Raw genomic sequence first — 15,666 nt, 5'->3', positions numbered from 1 at the left:
CGCGCGGCTGCTAGAGCGGCGCGCAAAGAGAGGATATTCCTGCATGGTCGCCAGCACGTTCGATCTGTTCAAGATCGGGGTGGGTCCGTCGAGTTCGCACACCATGGGGCCGATGACGGCCGCAGCCGACTTTGTCGAGACGCTTGAAGGGCTGGACGTCGCCCGCGTCCGCGCCGAGCTCTATGGATCGCTCGCGTTGACCGGCAAGGGCCACGCCACGGATCGCGCCGTCCTGCTCGGTCTTTCCGGCGAGCGGCCGGCGGAGATGGACCCGGACGCCGCCGAGCGCACCGTCGTCCGTATTCGTGAGACGGGGCGGCTGATACTCGGCGGCCGGCGCGATATAGGCTTCGACGAACCGAGCGATCTGCTCTTCCATCAGCGCGAGCGGCTGCCGCACCATTCCAACGGCATGCGCTTCACCGCGCTCGACCGCGCGGGCACGCCGATTGCGGAGAATGCCTATTATTCGGTCGGCGGCGGCGCGATCCTCAGCGAGGACGAGGTCGGCCGCAACGCGCCGGCCGAGGGTGGCTGGGACGTGCCCTTCCCCTACAGCAGCGCCGAGCAACTCCTCGCCATCGCCGCGCGCGAGCATATGTGCATCGCCAGCATCGCCCGCGCCAACGAGCGCGTGTCGCTCGACGATGCCGAGATCGACGCGCGGCTCGATGCGATCGCCGCCGCGATGTCGGCCTGCATCGATCGCGGCATCGGCCAGTCGGGCGAGCTTCCCGGGGGGTTGCGCGTCAAGCGCCGCGCCCCCGCGCTCCACCGACTGCTCACCGAGCGCGCCGAGCGCGCGCTTTCCGATCCGCTCACCGTCATCGACTGGGTAAATCTCTGGGCGCTCGCGGTGAACGAGGAGAATGCGGCGGGCGGCAAGGTCGTCACCGCGCCGACCAACGGCGCCGCCGGCATCGTCCCGGCCGTGCTGCGCTTCTATCAGCGCTTCACCCCGCGCGCGGACGAGGCGGGGGTGCGCATCTTCCTGCTCACCGCCGCGGCGATCGGATCCTTGTTCAAGGAAAATGCCTCGATCTCGGGCGCAGAAGTGGGTTGCCAGGGCGAGGTCGGCGTCGCCTGCTCGATGGCGGCGGCGGGCCTGACCGCGGCGCTGGGCGGCACCGCGGCGCAGATCGAAAATGCGGCCGAGATCGGCATGGAGCACAATCTCGGCCTCACCTGCGATCCCGTCGGCGGGCTGGTGCAGGTGCCGTGCATCGAGCGCAACGCGGTCGGCGCAGTGAAGGCGATCGAGGCCTCGCGCCTCGCGATGGTGGGCGATGGATCGCACCGCGTCAGCCTCGATCAGGTGATCGAGACGATGCGCCGCACCGGCCTCGACATGAACGAGCGCTACAAGGAAACCAGCCTCGGCGGCCTCGCCGTCAACGTGGTTGAGTGCTGACTCCGTTTCCTTCGGGAAATGCGCTATTATCGCGGCGAAGAGAGCGAGTCGCTCGGGCGAGGGCCGCGATGTCCTATTACCGGCTGTTCTTCATGCGCGACACCGGCGGGCCGATCCTCGGCAGCGAGGAGATATTGGCCCGCGACGACGTCGAGGCCGTCCACATCGCCAGCCAGCGTGTCGGCGCCGAAGCGGTCGAGGTTTGGTGCGACAAGCGCAAGGTCAAGCATTTCGACGCCATTCCCGCGCCCGGCGGCATCGCCCACGCTTGAATCCGCGCCGCCGGTTGCCCGGCTCCGAAGCACGCGCTAGCGCTCCCGCACGTAAACGGAGAGAGTGAGATGCGCCGCCTGCCGTTCCTGATCGCCGCCAAGTGACCGCGCTCACCGATCTACCAACGCCCGCGCTGCTGCTCGATCGGCCGCGCTTCGAGGCGAATTGCGCGCGGATGCGGGATCGCGTGTCGGCGCGTGGGACGCGGCTCCGCCCGCACATGAAGACGCTGAAGGCAATCGACGCGGCACGCATCGCGATCGACCCCGATCATGGCGGCATCGCCGTCTCGACGCTGCGCGAAGCGGACTATTTCGCCGGCCACGGCATCGCCGACATCCAACTCGCCGTCTGCCTGCCGCCGGGCAAGCTCGCCGCGGCGGCGGAAATCACGCGTAAGGCGCCGCACTTTTCCTTCTTCCTCGACACGGTCGAGGCGGCGGTCGCGGCCGCTGCCTTCGCCCACGCGCAGGGCATTACGCTTTCCGCCTGGATCGAGGTGGACTGCGGAGAGCATCGCACCGGCGTCGATCCCGACGGCGATGCGCTGATCGCGATCGCCCAGGTGCTGGCGGAGTCGCCCGTGGCGCTGGCAGGCGTCGCCACTCATGGCGGCCACAGCTATCGCGAGCGGCAGCCGAGCGAGATCGCCGCTATCGCCGAGCTGGAGCGCCGCGCCGTCGTCCACGCCGCCGATCGTCTCCGGGCGGAGGGCCATGACGTGCCGGGGGTCAGCGCCGGATCGACGCCGACCGCGATCCACGGCCGCTCGGCGGACGGGCTGACCGAGCTTCGCCCCGGCGTGTACATGGCGGGCGATCTCTTCCAGGCGGCGATCGGTTCGCACGAGCCGGACGACATGGCCGTCTCCGTCCTCGCCAGCGTCATCAGCCATCACAAGGGCCGCATCATGCTCGACGCGGGCGGGCTGGCCCTCTCCAAGGACCGCTCGACCGCCGCGCTCGGCCGCGACGACATGGGCTACGGCCTCGTCGCCGATCTGCACGGCCGCCCGAGCTTCGGCCGCCTCATCGTGGAGACCGTCCACCAGGAACATGGCGCGGTGCCGATCGCCGACGAAGGCCTCGCTGCCCTGCTTCCGGTCGGCGCGAAAGTGCGAGTCTTCCCCAACCACGTCTGCATGACCACCGCGATGTACGAGAGCTACCACCTCACCGACGGTGATCGGCTGACGGGGGAATGGGAAAAGACTGGGGGTTGGTAACCAGGCCTGATCGTCACCCTGAACTCGTTTCAGGGTCCATGCTGGAGAAGGTCGCGATCGGCACCAAGATGGATGCTGAAACAAGTTCAGCATGACGGCGTGTGGGTGCGATTTCAGCCCAGCAGATCCAGCATCCGCTTGCCCGCCGCGAACTCCGCCTCGCGCGCAGCCAGCGCGGCGGCCGCCTCGGCGTCGGCGCCCCATTGTTCGGCCTGATATTGCTCGTCGAGCGCCGCCGCCGCCCACGCGGTGTCGAGGTCGATCGCCCCTTCCGCCAGCGCCAGCGCGATCAGCAGCGATCCCGACACCGTGACCAGCGGCGACAGCGTGGCGAGCGCGAAGGCGTCGCGGGCCGCCACCGCCTTCGCGAGCCGCGCAACCGTCTCCGGCGGCTGCGCGCGATGCACCACGCCGGCCGTCACCGCGAGATCGACGTCGTAGCGGCGGCGCGCCCAATCGAGAATCGGATCCCACGCATCCGCCTGGCGCCGGACGAGCGTCTCCGGACCGTCCGCGCGATAGCAGAGCAGGTCGCTCTCGCCGTAGCGCGCAAGACCGGCCGCGAATGCCTGCCGGTCGGGCGCGACGCGGTCGATCGCGGCATTGGCAAGGCCGGTGAGCGGCATGCTGCGCGGATCGACCGTCTCGCCCTGCGCCTGCCATTCGCCCGCCACCGCATCGCCCAGCGCGCGCGTCGGCAGCAGCAACGGTGCGCGCGCCGGCGTCCGGACGGGGCGGCCGTCGAGATGGATCGCGTGCGCGCCGTCCGAAGGCACGGCTTCGGCGCGTTCGTAGAAGCGCTTCATGCGTCGGGCGGGGTGCGCCAGCGCCGAACCAGCCACTGCGGCCCGGCGAAGCTGATCGCGAGGCCGATCAGCGCCATCGGAAAGCCGAATTTGGCCGAGCCGCCCTGCACGAAGACGTCGCTCTGCCACAGCAGCAGCCCGATGATCACGATCGCTGTGCCGCCGATCCGCACCAGATTGATCGCGATGAAGCGGTTGCGCCAGACGCGCGGATCGAGCGGTTCGTTCATGCCATTGCCTTCATGCGAACGAGGAGGTCGGCGGGCCGGTCCGCCACAAAATGCGCGCCGGCCGCCAGCAACGCGTCCGCGCCATGATAGCCCCAGGCGACCCCCGCGGCGGTCGCCCCCGCGGCACGCGCCATCGCCATGTCGTAGCTGGTGTCACCGATCATCACCGTCGTCTCCGGCGCGGCGCCCGCGTCGGCCATCGCCTGTTCGATCATCGACGGATGCGGCTTGGACGGATGGCGGTCGGCGGTCTGGAGCGTGACGAAGCGATGACGGAGGCCATGATGGCCGAGGCAGAGATCGAGCCCGCGATCGGACTTGCCGGTCGCAACGCCGAGCAGCCAGCCGTCCGCGTCCAGCGCGTCGATCAGTTCGGCGATGCCCTCGTAGAGCGGTTCGTCCACTAGCCCCTTTCCGCGCAGGCCGTGGAAGGCGCGCTTGTAGCCTTCCGCAATCTTGACATGCGTACCGCCGTCCGCATCCGGCAGCATCACCCGCATCGCCTCGACGAGGCTCAGCCCCACCACGCTCCGCGTCCGTTCACGGCTCGGCGCAGGAAGCCCCGCCGCATCGAAGCACACCTCCATCGCCAGGCAGATGTTCGCCTGACTGTCGACCAATGTCCCGTCACAATCGAAAAGCGCGAGGCGGTTCACGGCATCCTCAACGAACATTTGGGAACATCGAACTCCACCTTCACCCAAAGGTCACGGCTTCCGTCGCCGAAGAAGTTGGTGGCATCGGAATATAATCCGCACGGCACCTTGACCGCCAAACTCCGGGCATCCGTCCAGCGAAAATCGAGCCCCTCTAGACGGGCCCCCGAAATGAGAGTGCGACCGTCGCCATGCCCTTGCCCGGCGGGAGTTAAGACGACCACGTAGACGTACGAGCTCATGGCGCCCGGGTTCTTCTGCAACAGATAGGCCGTCAGCGCACCGTCGGGAGACGGCAATCGTTTGAGTACTCCGGTCGAAGCCGAAACGCCGATCAACCAGAAAAGCGCGTATTGAGCCACCGTGAAGAGACCGACCAGAAAGAGCGCCGCTTTGATCGCCGTGCCCGCAATCGGCAGTACGCGTCGCTTCATGACCGATTGAGCATTGGGCGGCGTTGGGCTCACTTCTTCCCTCGTCCGCGCCGTTCGCCGCGGCGCTCCTTGCGGCGGTCCTTGGCGGCGTGGGCGGCGGCGCGGCGCTTGCCTTCGGGGGTCTCGGACGCCTTGATCTCGTCGATCGGCAGATCGCCGTCGGCCAAGTCGAAGCCTAGCCCCGCGAGCGTCTCGGCGAAATGCTGCGGCGGCTCGGCCGTCACGTCGATCCGGCCGCCGTCGGGATGGTCGATCCTGAGGCGCCGCGCGTGGAGGTGGAGCTTGCGGCTGATGCTGCCGGTGAGGAACGCGTCCTGCCCGCCATATTTGCCGTCGCCGACGATCGGGTGCCCGATCGCCGCCATATGGACGCGGAGCTGATGGGTGCGGCCGGTGAACGGTTGCAGCTCGACCCAGGCGGCGCGATTGCCCGCGCGTTCGATTAGCCGGAAGCGCGTGCGCGAGGGCAGGCCCTCCGCCTCGTCGACATACATCTTTTCGCCGCCGGTGCCCGGCTGCTTGCCGATCGGCAGATCGATCATCCCGTCCTTGAGATCGGGTATGCCGACGACCAGCGCCCAATAAACCTTGCGCGCGGTGCGGCTGGAAAAGCTCTTCGAGAAAGCCGCGGCGGCGCGCGGCGTGCGCGCGACGAGAAGCGCGCCGGAGGTGTCCTTGTCGAGCCGGTGGACCAGCTTTGGCCGCGCATCGTCCTCGCCCGCCAATCCGTCGAGCAGGCCATCGAGGTGGACGTTGGTCTTGGTGCCGCCCTGCGTCGCAAGGCCCGGCGGCTTGTTGACGACGATCGCAGCGGTGTCGCGGTGAATCACCATCTCGTTGACGAAGGCGATTTCATCCTCACTGAGCCGCTTGCGCTCGGGCTTCTTGGGGCGCGTCTCGGGCGCGGGCGGTTCGGCGGGGGGAACGCGGATGATCTGGCCCGCCTCGATCCGGTCGCCCGGCGCGGCGCGCTTGCCGTCGACGCGAAGCTGCCCGGTCCGCGCCCAACGCGACACGACGTTGAAGCTGGCATCGGCGAGGTTGCGCTTGAACCAGCGGTCGAGCCGGATGCCATCATCCTCGCTCGACACGGTGAACTGGCGCACCGCATCGCTGGCGGCCGGCGGAGCGAACTTGGGCATGACGGCGATGTAGGGCCGCGCGGCGCGGCGCGCTAGCCCGATCGCGGTGCGTGAAAGCTCAGCGTGCGATCAGCGCGACTTCCGAGCCGGCCTGCTTGGGCGTCACGATCAGGAAATAGACCGCATCGCCGTTGACGCCGGCGAGGATCTGATCGCCCTCGCGCTGCTGCTGCTCGGCGCTGTAACCGGCCTTGACCGCGCGGTCGCGATACCAATCGATCACCGGCTGCGCCGCCGCGGCGACCGTATAGGTGACGACGCGCATGCCGCAGCCCGGCGCATCGCTGCCCGCCGCCTCGGTGATCTTTCCGCCATTGTAGACGCCCGCGAAGGCCGGCGGGAGTTTGCCCGCCCAGTCATTGTTGTAATCGAGCTTCTCGCACGCGCCGCCCGGGCCGACGAGCGCGTTCATCCCCGACGCGCCCGGCGGATATTGCGCCTGCACCGGCCCCGGCGTCCGCCGCACCGCATTGCGGTTCGACTGCTGGGTGAGCGCCGGATCGACCGTGATCTGGTCCTCCAGGGCGCTGGTGAGCGCAGGATCGGCGTCGTTGCCAACGATGCTGTTGTCGAGCGCGGACAGATCGTCCGCCGGCGTCTTCGAGCAGGCGCCGAGCGCGAGCGCGGCGGCGAACAGGGCGAGAGTGGGCTTCTTCATGCCGCCATCATGCCCGAAAATCCGCGCCCATGCGTGAGCGGAGATGGTTAACGGATCAGCTTTCGGCGACTGTCCCGTCCGGGGACTGCCAGTAAGCGAAGGTTGCCGACTGGATAGTGGCGACGAACGCGGCCGCCTCCGGCCCTTCCCACGGCCCGTCGTAGCCATGCGCACGCGCGCCGCCCGCCACCCACCAGCCTTGCCCCGGAATGCCGTCGCTCTGCCGGACGACGAGCACGGCAAGCTCCGGCTCGCCGCGCGCCCCGGCATCGCGATCGACCTCGCCCAGCACGGCGCACAGCGCGCGCATCTTGGGGCGCGAGAAACTGTAACCGAGCCGTTCCAGAATCTCGGAATAGGTGAGCGCGACGCCCGCGCTCGCCGCCCCGATCAGATGCGCGCGCACCTCCTCCGGATCGGCCAGCGCGTTCACGTCGCCGCGCTTCAGCCCTTGTCGCGGATGTGGATCGCGCCGTCGGTGCCGCCCGAGGGGCGCGGCGTGAGGCGGATGGTGTAGAGGTCGTTGCCGGCCTTTTCCGCGGCTTCGATCACCGTCGATCCGCCCTCGCTCCTGTCCGAGACGATCGCATATTTGTCGCGCGCAGGATCGCGATACCAGGCGTTCACTGCCTCCGGCCCGTCCGAGGTCGAAAAGTTGATCTGCACGCCCTTGTTCGCATCGACGCGCGCCTGGATGTTGACGCCCTTCACCGCGGCGCCCGGGTAGAGCAGGCCGCCATCGTCGCTGAACGTCGTATTGTTGCGGATATTCTCCGGGATGGCGACCTTCATCTGGAAGCCCGGCACGTCGACCGAGAAGCTGCCCTCGCCAGCTTCCGCCGATGCGTCCGCCTTCGCGTTCTCGGCATCCTTGCCGATCTTCGCCTCGCAACCCGCCAGCAGCAATGCCGCCGCGACCAGCCCCAATCCCACCTTCATCGTTCCGACTCCCGATCAGCCCGCGGCCGGTCTAGCCGATTCGGTGACGGGGACCAATTCGAACACGTCGAGCGTGGATTCGCGGCGTGGAAATGGGATGACGAGCCGCCAGCGGAACGGCGCGACCCGCTCGACGACGCCCGCCATGTCGCGATCCTGATCCTCGCCATAAGGCAAGGGCGCGTCCTCATTGCCGAGCGCGAGCGTGCCGAGGAAGACCAGGCGGTTTTCGTCGCTGTCGGGATAGAGGCGGCCGGCGGGGCGCTGCGATCCGGTTTGCTTGACGATGGTGAGCAGCGGTCCTTCCGCCTCGACGTAGCAGAAGAAGGGTTTGTAGGCGACGAACGGCGGGCCGCTCCGCCCGGCGGTGCCGAGCTTGATGACGCGGCATTGATAAGGGCCCGGCGGCGGCGCCGGACGCGGCAGCGCGGCGCCGGGATCGAGCAGCGCGCCTTCCGCCGCGATCAGCCCACGGAAGCCGCGCGTTCGGCTCGCCTCGTCGAGGCCGCGGCGCCATGCGTCCGCGATGCCGTCGATCCGCGTTTCGTCATTCGCGCGCGCCACGACGCGCCATTCGGGCGCCGCCTCGGTATCTTCGACCTCGACGACCGGCGCCGGCGCATCCGCCCTCGGCCGATGCGCGCAGCCGGACACGATCGCCGCGAGGCCGATCATGGCCAACCAACGGGTGATGCGGGGGGCCATTTCTGTTCCTCTGATGGCGGTGCGACTTGCGGTTTTTACTGGGATAGCGCGCACGTTCCGCCCACAAGGTTAATAATTCGTTTACCAGTCCAGCGGTTCGAAAAGCAGGCCGAACATCGCTTGTTCGCGCGCTCTCTTGCGCGGCGAGAACAATCCCACCATCTTGGCGGCATGTTGAACATCGCCTCGATCATCGTCGGCCTCATCGCGCTGCTGCTCGCGATTCCGGCCTTCATTCCGTTTCTTGGCTTGGTGAACTGGCTGGTGCTTCCGATTGCTGCCGTCGGGGTGGCGCTTGGAGCTATGTCGTCGCGCAACACCGGCCGTAACCTCAACCTAGTTGTGTTTCTGATCGGTGCGGTCAGACTGTCGCTGGGCGGCGGTATTATCTGATCGCAGTTGTCAGAGCGGGTTGATGTCGCGCGGCTGCTTGCCGTGCCACACCCGATCTTCGACGCCGCCGTCCGCACCTTCCAGAAACGCTTCACCCTCGCACTCCGCTGCGCGCTCGTTGGCGATCCGCCATGCGTCCTCACGGCTGTCGTGGCGGGTCGTCTTGTCGGGCAGGCCTTCTTCCCGCACCACCCAGCCGTCGCCGTCCTGCGCCGCCCAGAAATTGCGTCCGCTCATTCTCCCGTCTCCTCCGCATCGCGCGCGTAGCGCAAGGTCTCGCCGCGCCATTCCAGCTCCAGCGCGTCGCCGGACCTCTGAACGGGCAAAGCCTCGAAAGTCTCCGTGCCGAGATCGTTGGGGTGAAGCCGGATCGTGATCACCTCGCCCGCCACCGGCACTTCGGCGAATTCGCGCGGCGCCAAGCCGAACATACCGATGGTCACCGCGATTCCCGTCGGCGTCCGCCCCGCCTCGGGTGTGAAGCGCGCGACGCCGCCGTCGTTGGTGTAGCCGATGTCGGGATCGCCCGACGCATAGCGGATCGCGACATCGACCCCGTCGATCGGTTCGCCGTCGGTGTGGACTACGCGCACTGCGATGATGCCTGACTCCCCCGGCGCGCGGCCTTCGATCTCGAAGCGCGGCGGGATGGGCTTCGGATCGCTGTCGAGCACGATCCGATCGCCATCGGCGCGCCACCGTCCCACCGCATCGAGATCGAGCGCGCCCTGCGTGAACATCCAGCGGAACCGGCCGTCGGCGCGAAGCTCGATCGCCGACGCGGTTTCCGGTTTCGACAGCAGATACAGACCCTCCGGCCCCGTCGCGGCGATCATCCAGCCGAGCAATGCCGCGATCATGCCGCGTCCCTCCCATCCGCGGCCACTCTATGCGTGCCTGTGTCGTCCGCAAGGGGTGGCGTGACCGGTGGCCTGCGCTAAACGCACGGCATGAGCGAACAATCGGTACGCGACTATCTGGCGGCCCACGCGCCGGACATCGAGATTATCGACCAGGGCAAGAGCACCGCGACGGTGGCGGAGGCGGCGGAGGCGCTGGGCGTCGAGCCCGGCCGCATCGCCAAGACGCTGTCGCTGCGGGTCGACGGCCGCGTGCTGCTCGTCGTTGCACGCGGCGATGCACGGCTCGACAACCGCAAGACCAAGGATGCGCTCGGCGGGCGGCCGCGGATGCTGGCGGCGGAGGAAGTCGCCGCGCTCACCGGCCACCCCGTCGGCGGCGTTTGCCCGTTCGGCCTCGCCGCGCCGCTGCCAATCTATTGCGACGTGTCGCTGATGGCATTCGACACGGTCTATCCGGCAGCAGGATCGCGGACGAGTTCGGTCCGTATCGCGCCCGATCGGCTCGCCGAGCTGGTCGGCGCCGAATGGGTGGACGTCTGCCAATAGGCGGCGCCGGTCAGGCCGCGGCGCGCATCCGGCCGGGGCGGGGCAGTGCGGGCACGCCCTCCTCGCCCACCGATTTCAACATCGCCTCGATTTCCGCGCGCGCAGCCCCGCGCGTCGCCCCGGCGGCAAGCGCGAGATAGCCCATCACGGATCGGGGAACGAGCGCATCGCTGGTCAGCCGGTAATTCGCCCAGTCGCTCAGCGTCGCGAACTCGAACCGCACGATATCGCCGACCAGATCGTCGAGATCGATCCAGGGCTGCAGATCGCCCTCCGCCTCGACCGTCTTCAGCCACGTCCGGTTCGCCCGCATCGCGACAGTGTGCATCGTCGAGGCGATATCCGAATCCGCGCCGCCGCTGAAATAGGAGGCCATGATCGCGCGGACATAGTTGCGGATCTTGAGATTGTGCTGGTTGAACGAGATGATCCGCTCGAGATTGTACATCAGGGTGCCCGGCGCCGCCCGGAACGGGATGCGCGCGACATAATCGTCGAAATATTCCTCGATCGCCGCGGCGATCATCCGCTCGCGCGTCTGGAAGGCATTGTAGAGCGTGCGCTTGGCGACGCCCGCACGCCGGCCGATTTCGTTCATGCTGAGCGCATCGACGCCGCCCTCGGCGATCATCTTGCGCGTTTCATCCAAAATCCGGTCGCGCCGGGCGCGAATTGCGGGACTCGAATAGGTCTGCGGGCGCTCGGCGCCTTCCTTGGTCAATCCTCTTCCCCGTTGACGCCGCTTTTACGGCTTGTCCGAAAAATCATGCATTATGGGGACGATAGGGTCAACTCGGCGGGCTCTTGCCCTCTCCGCCCGTCATGCTGAACTCGTTTCAGCATCCATGTCCATGACGATCGCGACCGTCTCCAACATGGACCCTGAAACAAGTTCAGGGTGACGGCTAAGAGTCGGCGCGAGGCATCCAAGCAGCTACGACAGAGGACAGCCGTCCGTAGCCGCGCCTTGACAACGCCCCTCCCATCCCCGATGATATTTCAAACTTAAAGTTTATGAGGCTGTGGATATGCGCATTGCATGCGTCGGCGGTGGACCGGCCGGACTCTATTTCGCGATCGCGATGAAGCTCAAGGATCCGAGCCACGAGATCTTCGTGCTCGAGCGCAATCAGCCCGACGACACGTTCGGCTGGGGCGTCGTCTTCTCCGATCAGACGATGGAGAATCTCCAGGCGGTCGATCCGCAGAGCGCGCAGGCGATGACCGACGAGCTGGCGCATTGGGACGATATCGACGTCGAGATCGACGACGGCATCAGCCGCAGCAAGAATACGTCCGGCGGCCACGGCTTCATCGGCATCGGCCGCAAACGGCTGCTCAACATCCTGCAGGAGCGTGCACGCGAACTGGGCGTCGAGCTGCGCTACGGCGTCGAGGTCGATCCCGATCCGGAATCCGAGCTGCTCGCGCCCTTCGATCTCGTCATCGCATCCGACGGCCTCAACAGCCGCTTCCGCCAGCGCTATGCGGAAGAGTTTCAGGCCGATGTCGAGCTGCGCCGCAACCGCTTCATCTGGCTCGGCACCAACCAGCGGTTCGACGCCTTCAAATTCCTGTTCCGCAAGACCGAGCACGGTTGGATCTGGGCGCACGCCTATCAATTCTCGCCAGATTGCTCGACCTTCATCGTCGAATGTGCGCCCGAGACCTACGAGCGGTTCGGGTTCGCCGAGATGAGCCAGGACGAGACTTGCCGCGTGTGCGAGGACATCTTTGCCGAATGGCTCGGCGGCCATGCGCTGATGAGCAATGCGAAGCATATCCGCGGCTCGGCATGGATCAGCTTCCCGCGCGTCATCTGCCACCAATGGCATTACCGCAACATCATCCTGCTCGGCGACGCCGCGCACACCGCGCATTTCTCGATCGGCTCGGGCACCAAGCTGGCGCTCGAGGATGCGATCAAGCTGGCCGAAGTGTTGAGCGACGGCAGCCGCCCGCTCGCCGAGGGCCTCGCCCAGTATCGCGAGGTCCGCCAGGTCGAAGTGCTCAAGCTCCAGAGCGCGGCGCGCAACTCGACCGACTGGTTCGAGACGATGGAACGCTATTTGCCGTTCGAGCCGATCCAGTTCGCTTATTCGCTGCTCACTCGCAGCCAGCGCGTCAGCCACGAGAATCTGCGGCTGCGAGATCCCGAATGGCTGGCGGGACTCGAACGCTGGTTCGCGGAGCGCGCAGGCGTGGAGGGCGACACGCCGGTCCCGCCGATGTTCACCCCGTTCACCCTGCGCAACGTGACGCTGCGCAACCGCATCGTCGTCTCGCCGATGGCGACCTATTCGGCGAAGGACGGGATGCCGGACAATTTCCACATGGTCCATTACGGCGCACGCGCGCTGGGCGGGGCGGGGCTCGTCTATACCGAGATGACCTGCGTCTCGCCCGAGGGCCGGATCACCCCGGGCTGCCCCGGCCTGTGGAACGACGCGCAGACCGCGGCCTGGAAGCCGATCGTCGATTTCGTCCAGGGCCAGGCCGGCGCGGCGATGTGCCTGCAGCTCGGCCATTCGGGCACCAAGGGCTCCACCCGCATCGGCTGGGAGGGCATGGACGAGCCGCTGGAAGCCGGGAATTGGGATCTCATCGCCCCGTCCGACGTCGCATGGAGCGGCGGCAACGCGACGCCACGGCCGATGACGCGCGCCGACATGGACGCGGTGCGCGACCAGTTCGTCGCCGCTACGCGCCGCGCGGTCGATGCCGGTTTCGCGATGATCGAGCTGCATTGCGCACACGGCTATCTGCTCTCCGGCTTCATCAGCCCGGTGCAGAACAAGCGCACCGACGAATATGGCGGCAGCCTCGAAAATCGCCTCCGCTATCCGCTCGAAGTTTTCCGCGCGATGCGCGACGCCTGGCCGGCGGACAGGCCGATGTCCGTGCGCATTTCGGCGCACGACTGGGTGGGCGAGGAAGGCGTGACCCCGGACGAAGCCGTCGAGATCAGCCGGGCCTTCATCGACGCAGGCGTCGACCTGATCGACGTCTCCGCCGGGCAGGTGTCGAGCGAGCAGAAGCCGGTCTACGGCCGCATGTTCCAGACGCCCTTCTCCGATCTCATCCGCAACACATTGGGCTGCGCGACGATGGCGGTGGGCAACATCTACGAGGTCGACCACGTCAACTCGATCCTCGCCGCGGGCCGCGCGGATCTCTGCGCCATCGCCCGGCCGCACCTCATCGATCCGCAATGGACGCTGCGCGCTGCCGCGGAGCAGAAGTTCGACGGCGCCCCCGTGCCGCCACCTTATGATGCCGGCTTCCGCCAGCTCACGACGAACCTTGAGCGCGCCGCACAAATGGCGATGCTGGTCTGATGGCGGACAGGCTTCATGCGGTGGTGACGGGGGGCGGCAGCGGCATCGGCCTCGCCATCGCCCGCGCGCTCGTTGCGGCCGGCCATCCTGTCACGATCATGGGCCGCAACGCGGAGCGCCTGGCATCGGCGGCGGACGAGATCGGCGCCAAGGCGGTGCCGTGCGACATTGCGGATGCCGCGGACGTCGCCCGCGGCTTCGCCGAAGTCGCCGACGCCTCCGGCCCGGTCGGCATCCTCGTCAACAATGCCGGCATCGCCCCCGCCGCGCCGTTCGCAAAGTCCAGCGATGCCGACTGGCGCCAGGTGATCGACGTCAATCTGATGGGCGCGGTCCATGCGATCCGCGCTACGCTCGATCCGATGAAGGCGATGCCGTCGGCGCGCATCGTCAACGTCGCCAGCACTGCCGCGCTCAAGGGCTATGCCTATGTCAGCGCCTATGCCGCCAGCAAGCACGCGCTGCTCGGCCTCACCCGCTCGCTCGCGCTGGAGCTGGCCGGAACCGGCATTACCGTCAATGCGGTCTGCCCCGGCTATGCCGACACCGAGATCGTCCGCGAATCCATCGCGCGGATCGTCGAAAAGACCGGCCGCAGCGAAGCCGATGCGCGCGCCAGCCTCACCGCCTCCAACCCGCAGAAGCGTCTGATCGACCCGGAGGAAGTCGCCGCCGCCGTCCTCTATCTCGTCTCGGATGCCGCGCGCTCGGTCACCGGCCAGGCGATCGCGGTCGCGGGCGGGGAAGTGATGTGAGCACCTCCGCGGCGATCGAGAAGCACGGCGGCGCGCCCGATGCCAAGCGCCCGCTGCGGCTGTGGCTCCGCCTCCTCTCCTGCGCGACGGTGATCGAGAAGCGCGTTCGCCAGCGGCTGATCGACGAATATGAGACCACCCTCCCCCGCTTCGACGCGCTCGCGACGCTCGACCGGGCGCCGGACGGGCTGACGATGGGCGAACTGACCCGGCTGCTGCTCGTCTCCGGCGGCAACGTCACCACCATCGTCGCGCGGCTGATCGAGGACGGGCTGGTCGAGCGCACCGCGAGCGAGACCGATCGGCGCAGCGCCACCGTCCGCCTCACCCCCGCCGGCCGCGCCGCGTTCCGCGAGATGGCGGCGGCGCACGAAGCGTGGATCGAAACCTATCTCGCCGATCTCAGCGACGCCGATACCGATGCGCTGCTGGACGGCCTTCACCGCCTGCGCGCATCCGTCGAGAGGAACAGGGCATGACATTCGATCCGGCGGGCTTCGCGCCCGTCCATTTCCGCTGGGCGTTCGAGGCCGGCGTCGCCATCGTCACCATCGACAAGCCGTCGCAGAAGAACCCGCTGACCTTCGAAAGCTATGCCGAGCTGCGCGATACCTTCCGCGCATTGGTCTATGCGTCGGACGTGAAGGCGGTGGTGATTACCGGTGCCGAGGGCAATTTCTGTTCGGGCGGCAACGTCCACGACATCATCGGCCCGCTGACCCGGATGACGATGCCCGAGCTGCTCGATTTCACGCGGATGACGGGCGATCTGGTGAAGGCGATCCGCGGCTGCCCGCAGCCGGTGATCGCGGCGATCGACGGGGTGTGTGCGGGCGCCGGCGCGATCATCGCGATGTGCGCCGATTATCGCATCGCGACGCCGCGCGCCAAGACCGCATTCCTCTTCACCCGCGTCGGCCTCGCCGGCTGCGACATGGGTGCCTGCGCGATCCTGCCGCGCATCATCGGCCAGGGCCGCGCGTCGGACCTGCTGTTCTCCGGCCGCGCACTCGGCGCCGAGGAAGGCGAGCGCTGGGGTTTCCACAACCGCATCGTCGAGCCCGATACCCTGCTCGATGAGGCGCAGGCCTTCGCCCGTTCGCTCGTCGAAGGGCCGACCTTCGCGCACGGCATCACCAAGACGCAGCTCAACATGGAATGGAACGTCAGCCTCGAGACCGCGATCGAGATGGAGGCACAGGCGCAGGCGATCTGCATGAAGACCGAGGATTTCCGCCGCGCCTACGACGCCTTCGTCGCCAAGCAGCAGCCCGTGTTCGAGGGGAATTGAG

The 15,666-nt window shown here is 67.7% G+C and carries 21 protein-coding genes; 9 read left to right on the top strand and 12 right to left on the bottom strand.

The features are described 5' to 3' along the window. Positions 1 to 43 precede the first annotated feature (43 nt). From B9N75_RS08565 to B9N75_RS08555, 3 genes are all read left to right on the top strand, one after another. A complete protein-coding gene (locus B9N75_RS08565; RefSeq protein ID WP_085218414.1) occupies positions 44 to 1,411 on the top strand; it encodes an L-serine ammonia-lyase in 1,368 nt (455 codons plus the stop codon). A gap of 68 nt (positions 1,412 to 1,479) precedes the next feature. Next, complete coding sequence (locus B9N75_RS08560; RefSeq protein WP_085218413.1) at positions 1,480 to 1,683, top strand: hypothetical protein; 204 nt, start codon at positions 1,480 to 1,482, stop codon at positions 1,681 to 1,683. A 101-nt stretch (positions 1,684 to 1,784) separates the two neighbouring features. Further along, the gene (locus B9N75_RS08555) at positions 1,785 to 2,909 is read left to right on the top strand and encodes an alanine racemase (RefSeq protein ID WP_085218412.1); all 1,125 of its coding nucleotides are present in this window, start codon (positions 1,785 to 1,787) and stop codon (positions 2,907 to 2,909) included. Between the two features lie 113 nt (positions 2,910 to 3,022). Here B9N75_RS08555 and B9N75_RS08550 read toward each other — a convergent pair whose 3' ends face one another. Genes B9N75_RS08550 through B9N75_RS08515 form a run of 9 tightly spaced genes read right to left on the bottom strand, consistent with a single transcriptional unit; the run spans position 3,023 to position 8,449 of the window. Beyond that, positions 3,023 to 3,715, bottom strand: coding sequence for an ATP12 family chaperone protein (locus B9N75_RS08550; RefSeq protein ID WP_085218411.1), 693 nt, complete (start codon positions 3,713 to 3,715; stop codon positions 3,023 to 3,025). Next, entirely contained in the window at positions 3,712 to 3,945 is a 234-nt protein-coding gene (locus tag B9N75_RS08545) for a hypothetical protein (protein ID WP_085218410.1), read from the bottom strand. Before B9N75_RS08545 ends, B9N75_RS08550 begins: the two co-directional genes overlap by 4 nt. Then, a complete protein-coding gene (locus B9N75_RS08540) occupies positions 3,942 to 4,601 on the bottom strand; it encodes an HAD-IA family hydrolase (RefSeq protein ID WP_085219501.1) in 660 nt (219 codons plus the stop codon). Before B9N75_RS08540 ends, B9N75_RS08545 begins: the two co-directional genes overlap by 4 nt. Next, on the bottom strand, positions 4,598 to 5,068 hold the full coding sequence (locus B9N75_RS08535) for a hypothetical protein (RefSeq protein ID WP_157123756.1): 471 nt from the start codon (positions 5,066 to 5,068) through the stop codon (positions 4,598 to 4,600). Before B9N75_RS08535 ends, B9N75_RS08540 begins: the two co-directional genes overlap by 4 nt. Further along, positions 5,065 to 6,177 (bottom strand): RluA family pseudouridine synthase, encoded by a 1,113-nt coding sequence (locus tag B9N75_RS08530; protein WP_085218408.1) that lies wholly within the window; start codon positions 6,175 to 6,177, stop codon positions 5,065 to 5,067. The genes B9N75_RS08535 and B9N75_RS08530 overlap by 4 nt, the downstream gene beginning before the upstream one ends. A 58-nt stretch (positions 6,178 to 6,235) precedes the next feature. Continuing rightward, positions 6,236 to 6,835 (bottom strand): hypothetical protein, encoded by a 600-nt coding sequence (locus tag B9N75_RS08525; protein ID WP_085218407.1) that lies wholly within the window; start codon positions 6,833 to 6,835, stop codon positions 6,236 to 6,238. 55 nt (positions 6,836 to 6,890) lie between these two features. Continuing rightward, on the bottom strand, positions 6,891 to 7,268 hold the full coding sequence (locus B9N75_RS08520) for a ribose-phosphate pyrophosphokinase (protein WP_244552304.1): 378 nt from the start codon (positions 7,266 to 7,268) through the stop codon (positions 6,891 to 6,893). An 11-nt stretch (positions 7,269 to 7,279) separates the two neighbouring features. Then, on the bottom strand, positions 7,280 to 7,774 hold the full coding sequence (locus tag B9N75_RS13990) for a hypothetical protein (protein ID WP_157123755.1): 495 nt from the start codon (positions 7,772 to 7,774) through the stop codon (positions 7,280 to 7,282). Between the two features lie 15 nt (positions 7,775 to 7,789). After that, positions 7,790 to 8,449 (bottom strand): DUF4893 domain-containing protein, encoded by a 660-nt coding sequence (locus B9N75_RS08515; protein ID WP_172840855.1) that lies wholly within the window; start codon positions 8,447 to 8,449, stop codon positions 7,790 to 7,792. A gap of 201 nt (positions 8,450 to 8,650) precedes the next feature. Between B9N75_RS08515 and B9N75_RS08510 the strand changes: the two genes are divergently transcribed. Then, positions 8,651 to 8,872 (top strand): hypothetical protein, encoded by a 222-nt coding sequence (locus tag B9N75_RS08510; RefSeq protein WP_085218405.1) that lies wholly within the window; start codon positions 8,651 to 8,653, stop codon positions 8,870 to 8,872. A 9-nt stretch (positions 8,873 to 8,881) separates the two neighbouring features. Here B9N75_RS08510 and B9N75_RS14210 read toward each other — a convergent pair whose 3' ends face one another. Together B9N75_RS14210 and B9N75_RS08505 are read right to left on the bottom strand one after the other, a co-directional pair. Beyond that, the gene (locus B9N75_RS14210) at positions 8,882 to 9,109 is read right to left on the bottom strand and encodes a DUF2188 domain-containing protein (protein WP_172840854.1); all 228 of its coding nucleotides are present in this window, start codon (positions 9,107 to 9,109) and stop codon (positions 8,882 to 8,884) included. Then, the gene (locus B9N75_RS08505) at positions 9,106 to 9,732 is read right to left on the bottom strand and encodes a hypothetical protein (RefSeq protein ID WP_172840853.1); all 627 of its coding nucleotides are present in this window, start codon (positions 9,730 to 9,732) and stop codon (positions 9,106 to 9,108) included. Before B9N75_RS08505 ends, B9N75_RS14210 begins: the two co-directional genes overlap by 4 nt. Positions 9,733 to 9,822: 90 nt before the next feature. Here B9N75_RS08505 and B9N75_RS08500 point away from each other — a divergent pair, with 90 nt between their 5' ends. Further along, positions 9,823 to 10,281, top strand: coding sequence for a YbaK/EbsC family protein (locus tag B9N75_RS08500; RefSeq protein ID WP_085218404.1), 459 nt, complete (start codon positions 9,823 to 9,825; stop codon positions 10,279 to 10,281). Between the two features lie 10 nt (positions 10,282 to 10,291). Here the strand turns inward: B9N75_RS08500 and B9N75_RS08495 are convergent, their stop codons facing one another. Further along, positions 10,292 to 11,002 (bottom strand): TetR/AcrR family transcriptional regulator, encoded by a 711-nt coding sequence (locus B9N75_RS08495; protein WP_244552303.1) that lies wholly within the window; start codon positions 11,000 to 11,002, stop codon positions 10,292 to 10,294. A 307-nt stretch (positions 11,003 to 11,309) separates the two neighbouring features. Here B9N75_RS08495 and B9N75_RS08490 point away from each other — a divergent pair, with 307 nt between their 5' ends. The 4 genes from B9N75_RS08490 to B9N75_RS08475 are packed head-to-tail and all read left to right on the top strand — an operon-like array spanning position 11,310 to position 15,665. Continuing rightward, positions 11,310 to 13,619, top strand: coding sequence for a bifunctional salicylyl-CoA 5-hydroxylase/oxidoreductase (locus B9N75_RS08490; RefSeq protein WP_085218403.1), 2,310 nt, complete (start codon positions 11,310 to 11,312; stop codon positions 13,617 to 13,619). Further along, positions 13,619 to 14,374 (top strand): SDR family NAD(P)-dependent oxidoreductase, encoded by a 756-nt coding sequence (locus B9N75_RS08485; protein ID WP_085218402.1) that lies wholly within the window; start codon positions 13,619 to 13,621, stop codon positions 14,372 to 14,374. The genes B9N75_RS08490 and B9N75_RS08485 overlap by 1 nt, the downstream gene beginning before the upstream one ends. Further along, positions 14,371 to 14,853 carry a MarR family winged helix-turn-helix transcriptional regulator gene (locus tag B9N75_RS08480; protein ID WP_085218401.1) on the top strand — a complete coding sequence of 161 codons (483 nt, stop codon included), beginning with the start codon at positions 14,371 to 14,373 and terminating at the stop codon, positions 14,851 to 14,853. Before B9N75_RS08485 ends, B9N75_RS08480 begins: the two co-directional genes overlap by 4 nt. Next, entirely contained in the window at positions 14,850 to 15,665 is an 816-nt protein-coding gene (locus tag B9N75_RS08475) for an enoyl-CoA hydratase family protein (protein WP_085218400.1), read from the top strand. Before B9N75_RS08480 ends, B9N75_RS08475 begins: the two co-directional genes overlap by 4 nt. Position 15,666: the final 1 nt, after the last annotated feature.

The sequence above is a fragment of the Allosphingosinicella indica genome (genome assembly GCF_900177405.1).
Classification (GTDB): Bacteria; Pseudomonadota; Alphaproteobacteria; order Sphingomonadales; family Sphingomonadaceae; genus Allosphingosinicella; species Allosphingosinicella indica.
This window is presented reverse-complemented; position numbering and strand designations above follow the sequence as displayed.

Excerpts from the sequence above, each read along its gene's own strand:
- B9N75_RS08565 (WP_085218414.1), top strand. The coding sequence starts at position 44 with ATGGTCGCCAGCACGTTCGATCTGTTCAAGATCGGGGTGGGTCCGTCG.
- B9N75_RS08560 (WP_085218413.1), top strand. The coding sequence starts at position 1,480 with ATGTCCTATTACCGGCTGTTCTTCATGCGCGACACCGGCGGGCCGATC.
- B9N75_RS08550 (WP_085218411.1), bottom strand. The coding sequence starts at position 3,715 with ATGAAGCGCTTCTACGAACGCGCCGAAGCCGTGCCTTCGGACGGCGCG.
- B9N75_RS08545 (WP_085218410.1), bottom strand. The coding sequence starts at position 3,945 with ATGAACGAACCGCTCGATCCGCGCGTCTGGCGCAACCGCTTCATCGCG.
- B9N75_RS08530 (WP_085218408.1), bottom strand. The coding sequence starts at position 6,177 with ATGCCCAAGTTCGCTCCGCCGGCCGCCAGCGATGCGGTGCGCCAGTTC.
- B9N75_RS08525 (WP_085218407.1), bottom strand. The coding sequence starts at position 6,835 with ATGAAGAAGCCCACTCTCGCCCTGTTCGCCGCCGCGCTCGCGCTCGGC.
- B9N75_RS13990 (WP_157123755.1), bottom strand. The coding sequence starts at position 7,774 with ATGAAGGTGGGATTGGGGCTGGTCGCGGCGGCATTGCTGCTGGCGGGT.
- B9N75_RS08515 (WP_172840855.1), bottom strand. The coding sequence starts at position 8,449 with ATGATCGGCCTCGCGGCGATCGTGTCCGGCTGCGCGCATCGGCCGAGG.
- B9N75_RS08510 (WP_085218405.1), top strand. The coding sequence starts at position 8,651 with ATGTTGAACATCGCCTCGATCATCGTCGGCCTCATCGCGCTGCTGCTC.
- B9N75_RS14210 (WP_172840854.1), bottom strand. The coding sequence starts at position 9,109 with ATGAGCGGACGCAATTTCTGGGCGGCGCAGGACGGCGACGGCTGGGTG.
- B9N75_RS08505 (WP_172840853.1), bottom strand. The coding sequence starts at position 9,732 with ATGATCGCGGCATTGCTCGGCTGGATGATCGCCGCGACGGGGCCGGAG.
- B9N75_RS08500 (WP_085218404.1), top strand. The coding sequence starts at position 9,823 with ATGAGCGAACAATCGGTACGCGACTATCTGGCGGCCCACGCGCCGGAC.
- B9N75_RS08490 (WP_085218403.1), top strand. The coding sequence starts at position 11,310 with ATGCGCATTGCATGCGTCGGCGGTGGACCGGCCGGACTCTATTTCGCG.
- B9N75_RS08485 (WP_085218402.1), top strand. The coding sequence starts at position 13,619 with ATGGCGGACAGGCTTCATGCGGTGGTGACGGGGGGCGGCAGCGGCATC.
- B9N75_RS08475 (WP_085218400.1), top strand. The coding sequence starts at position 14,850 with ATGACATTCGATCCGGCGGGCTTCGCGCCCGTCCATTTCCGCTGGGCG.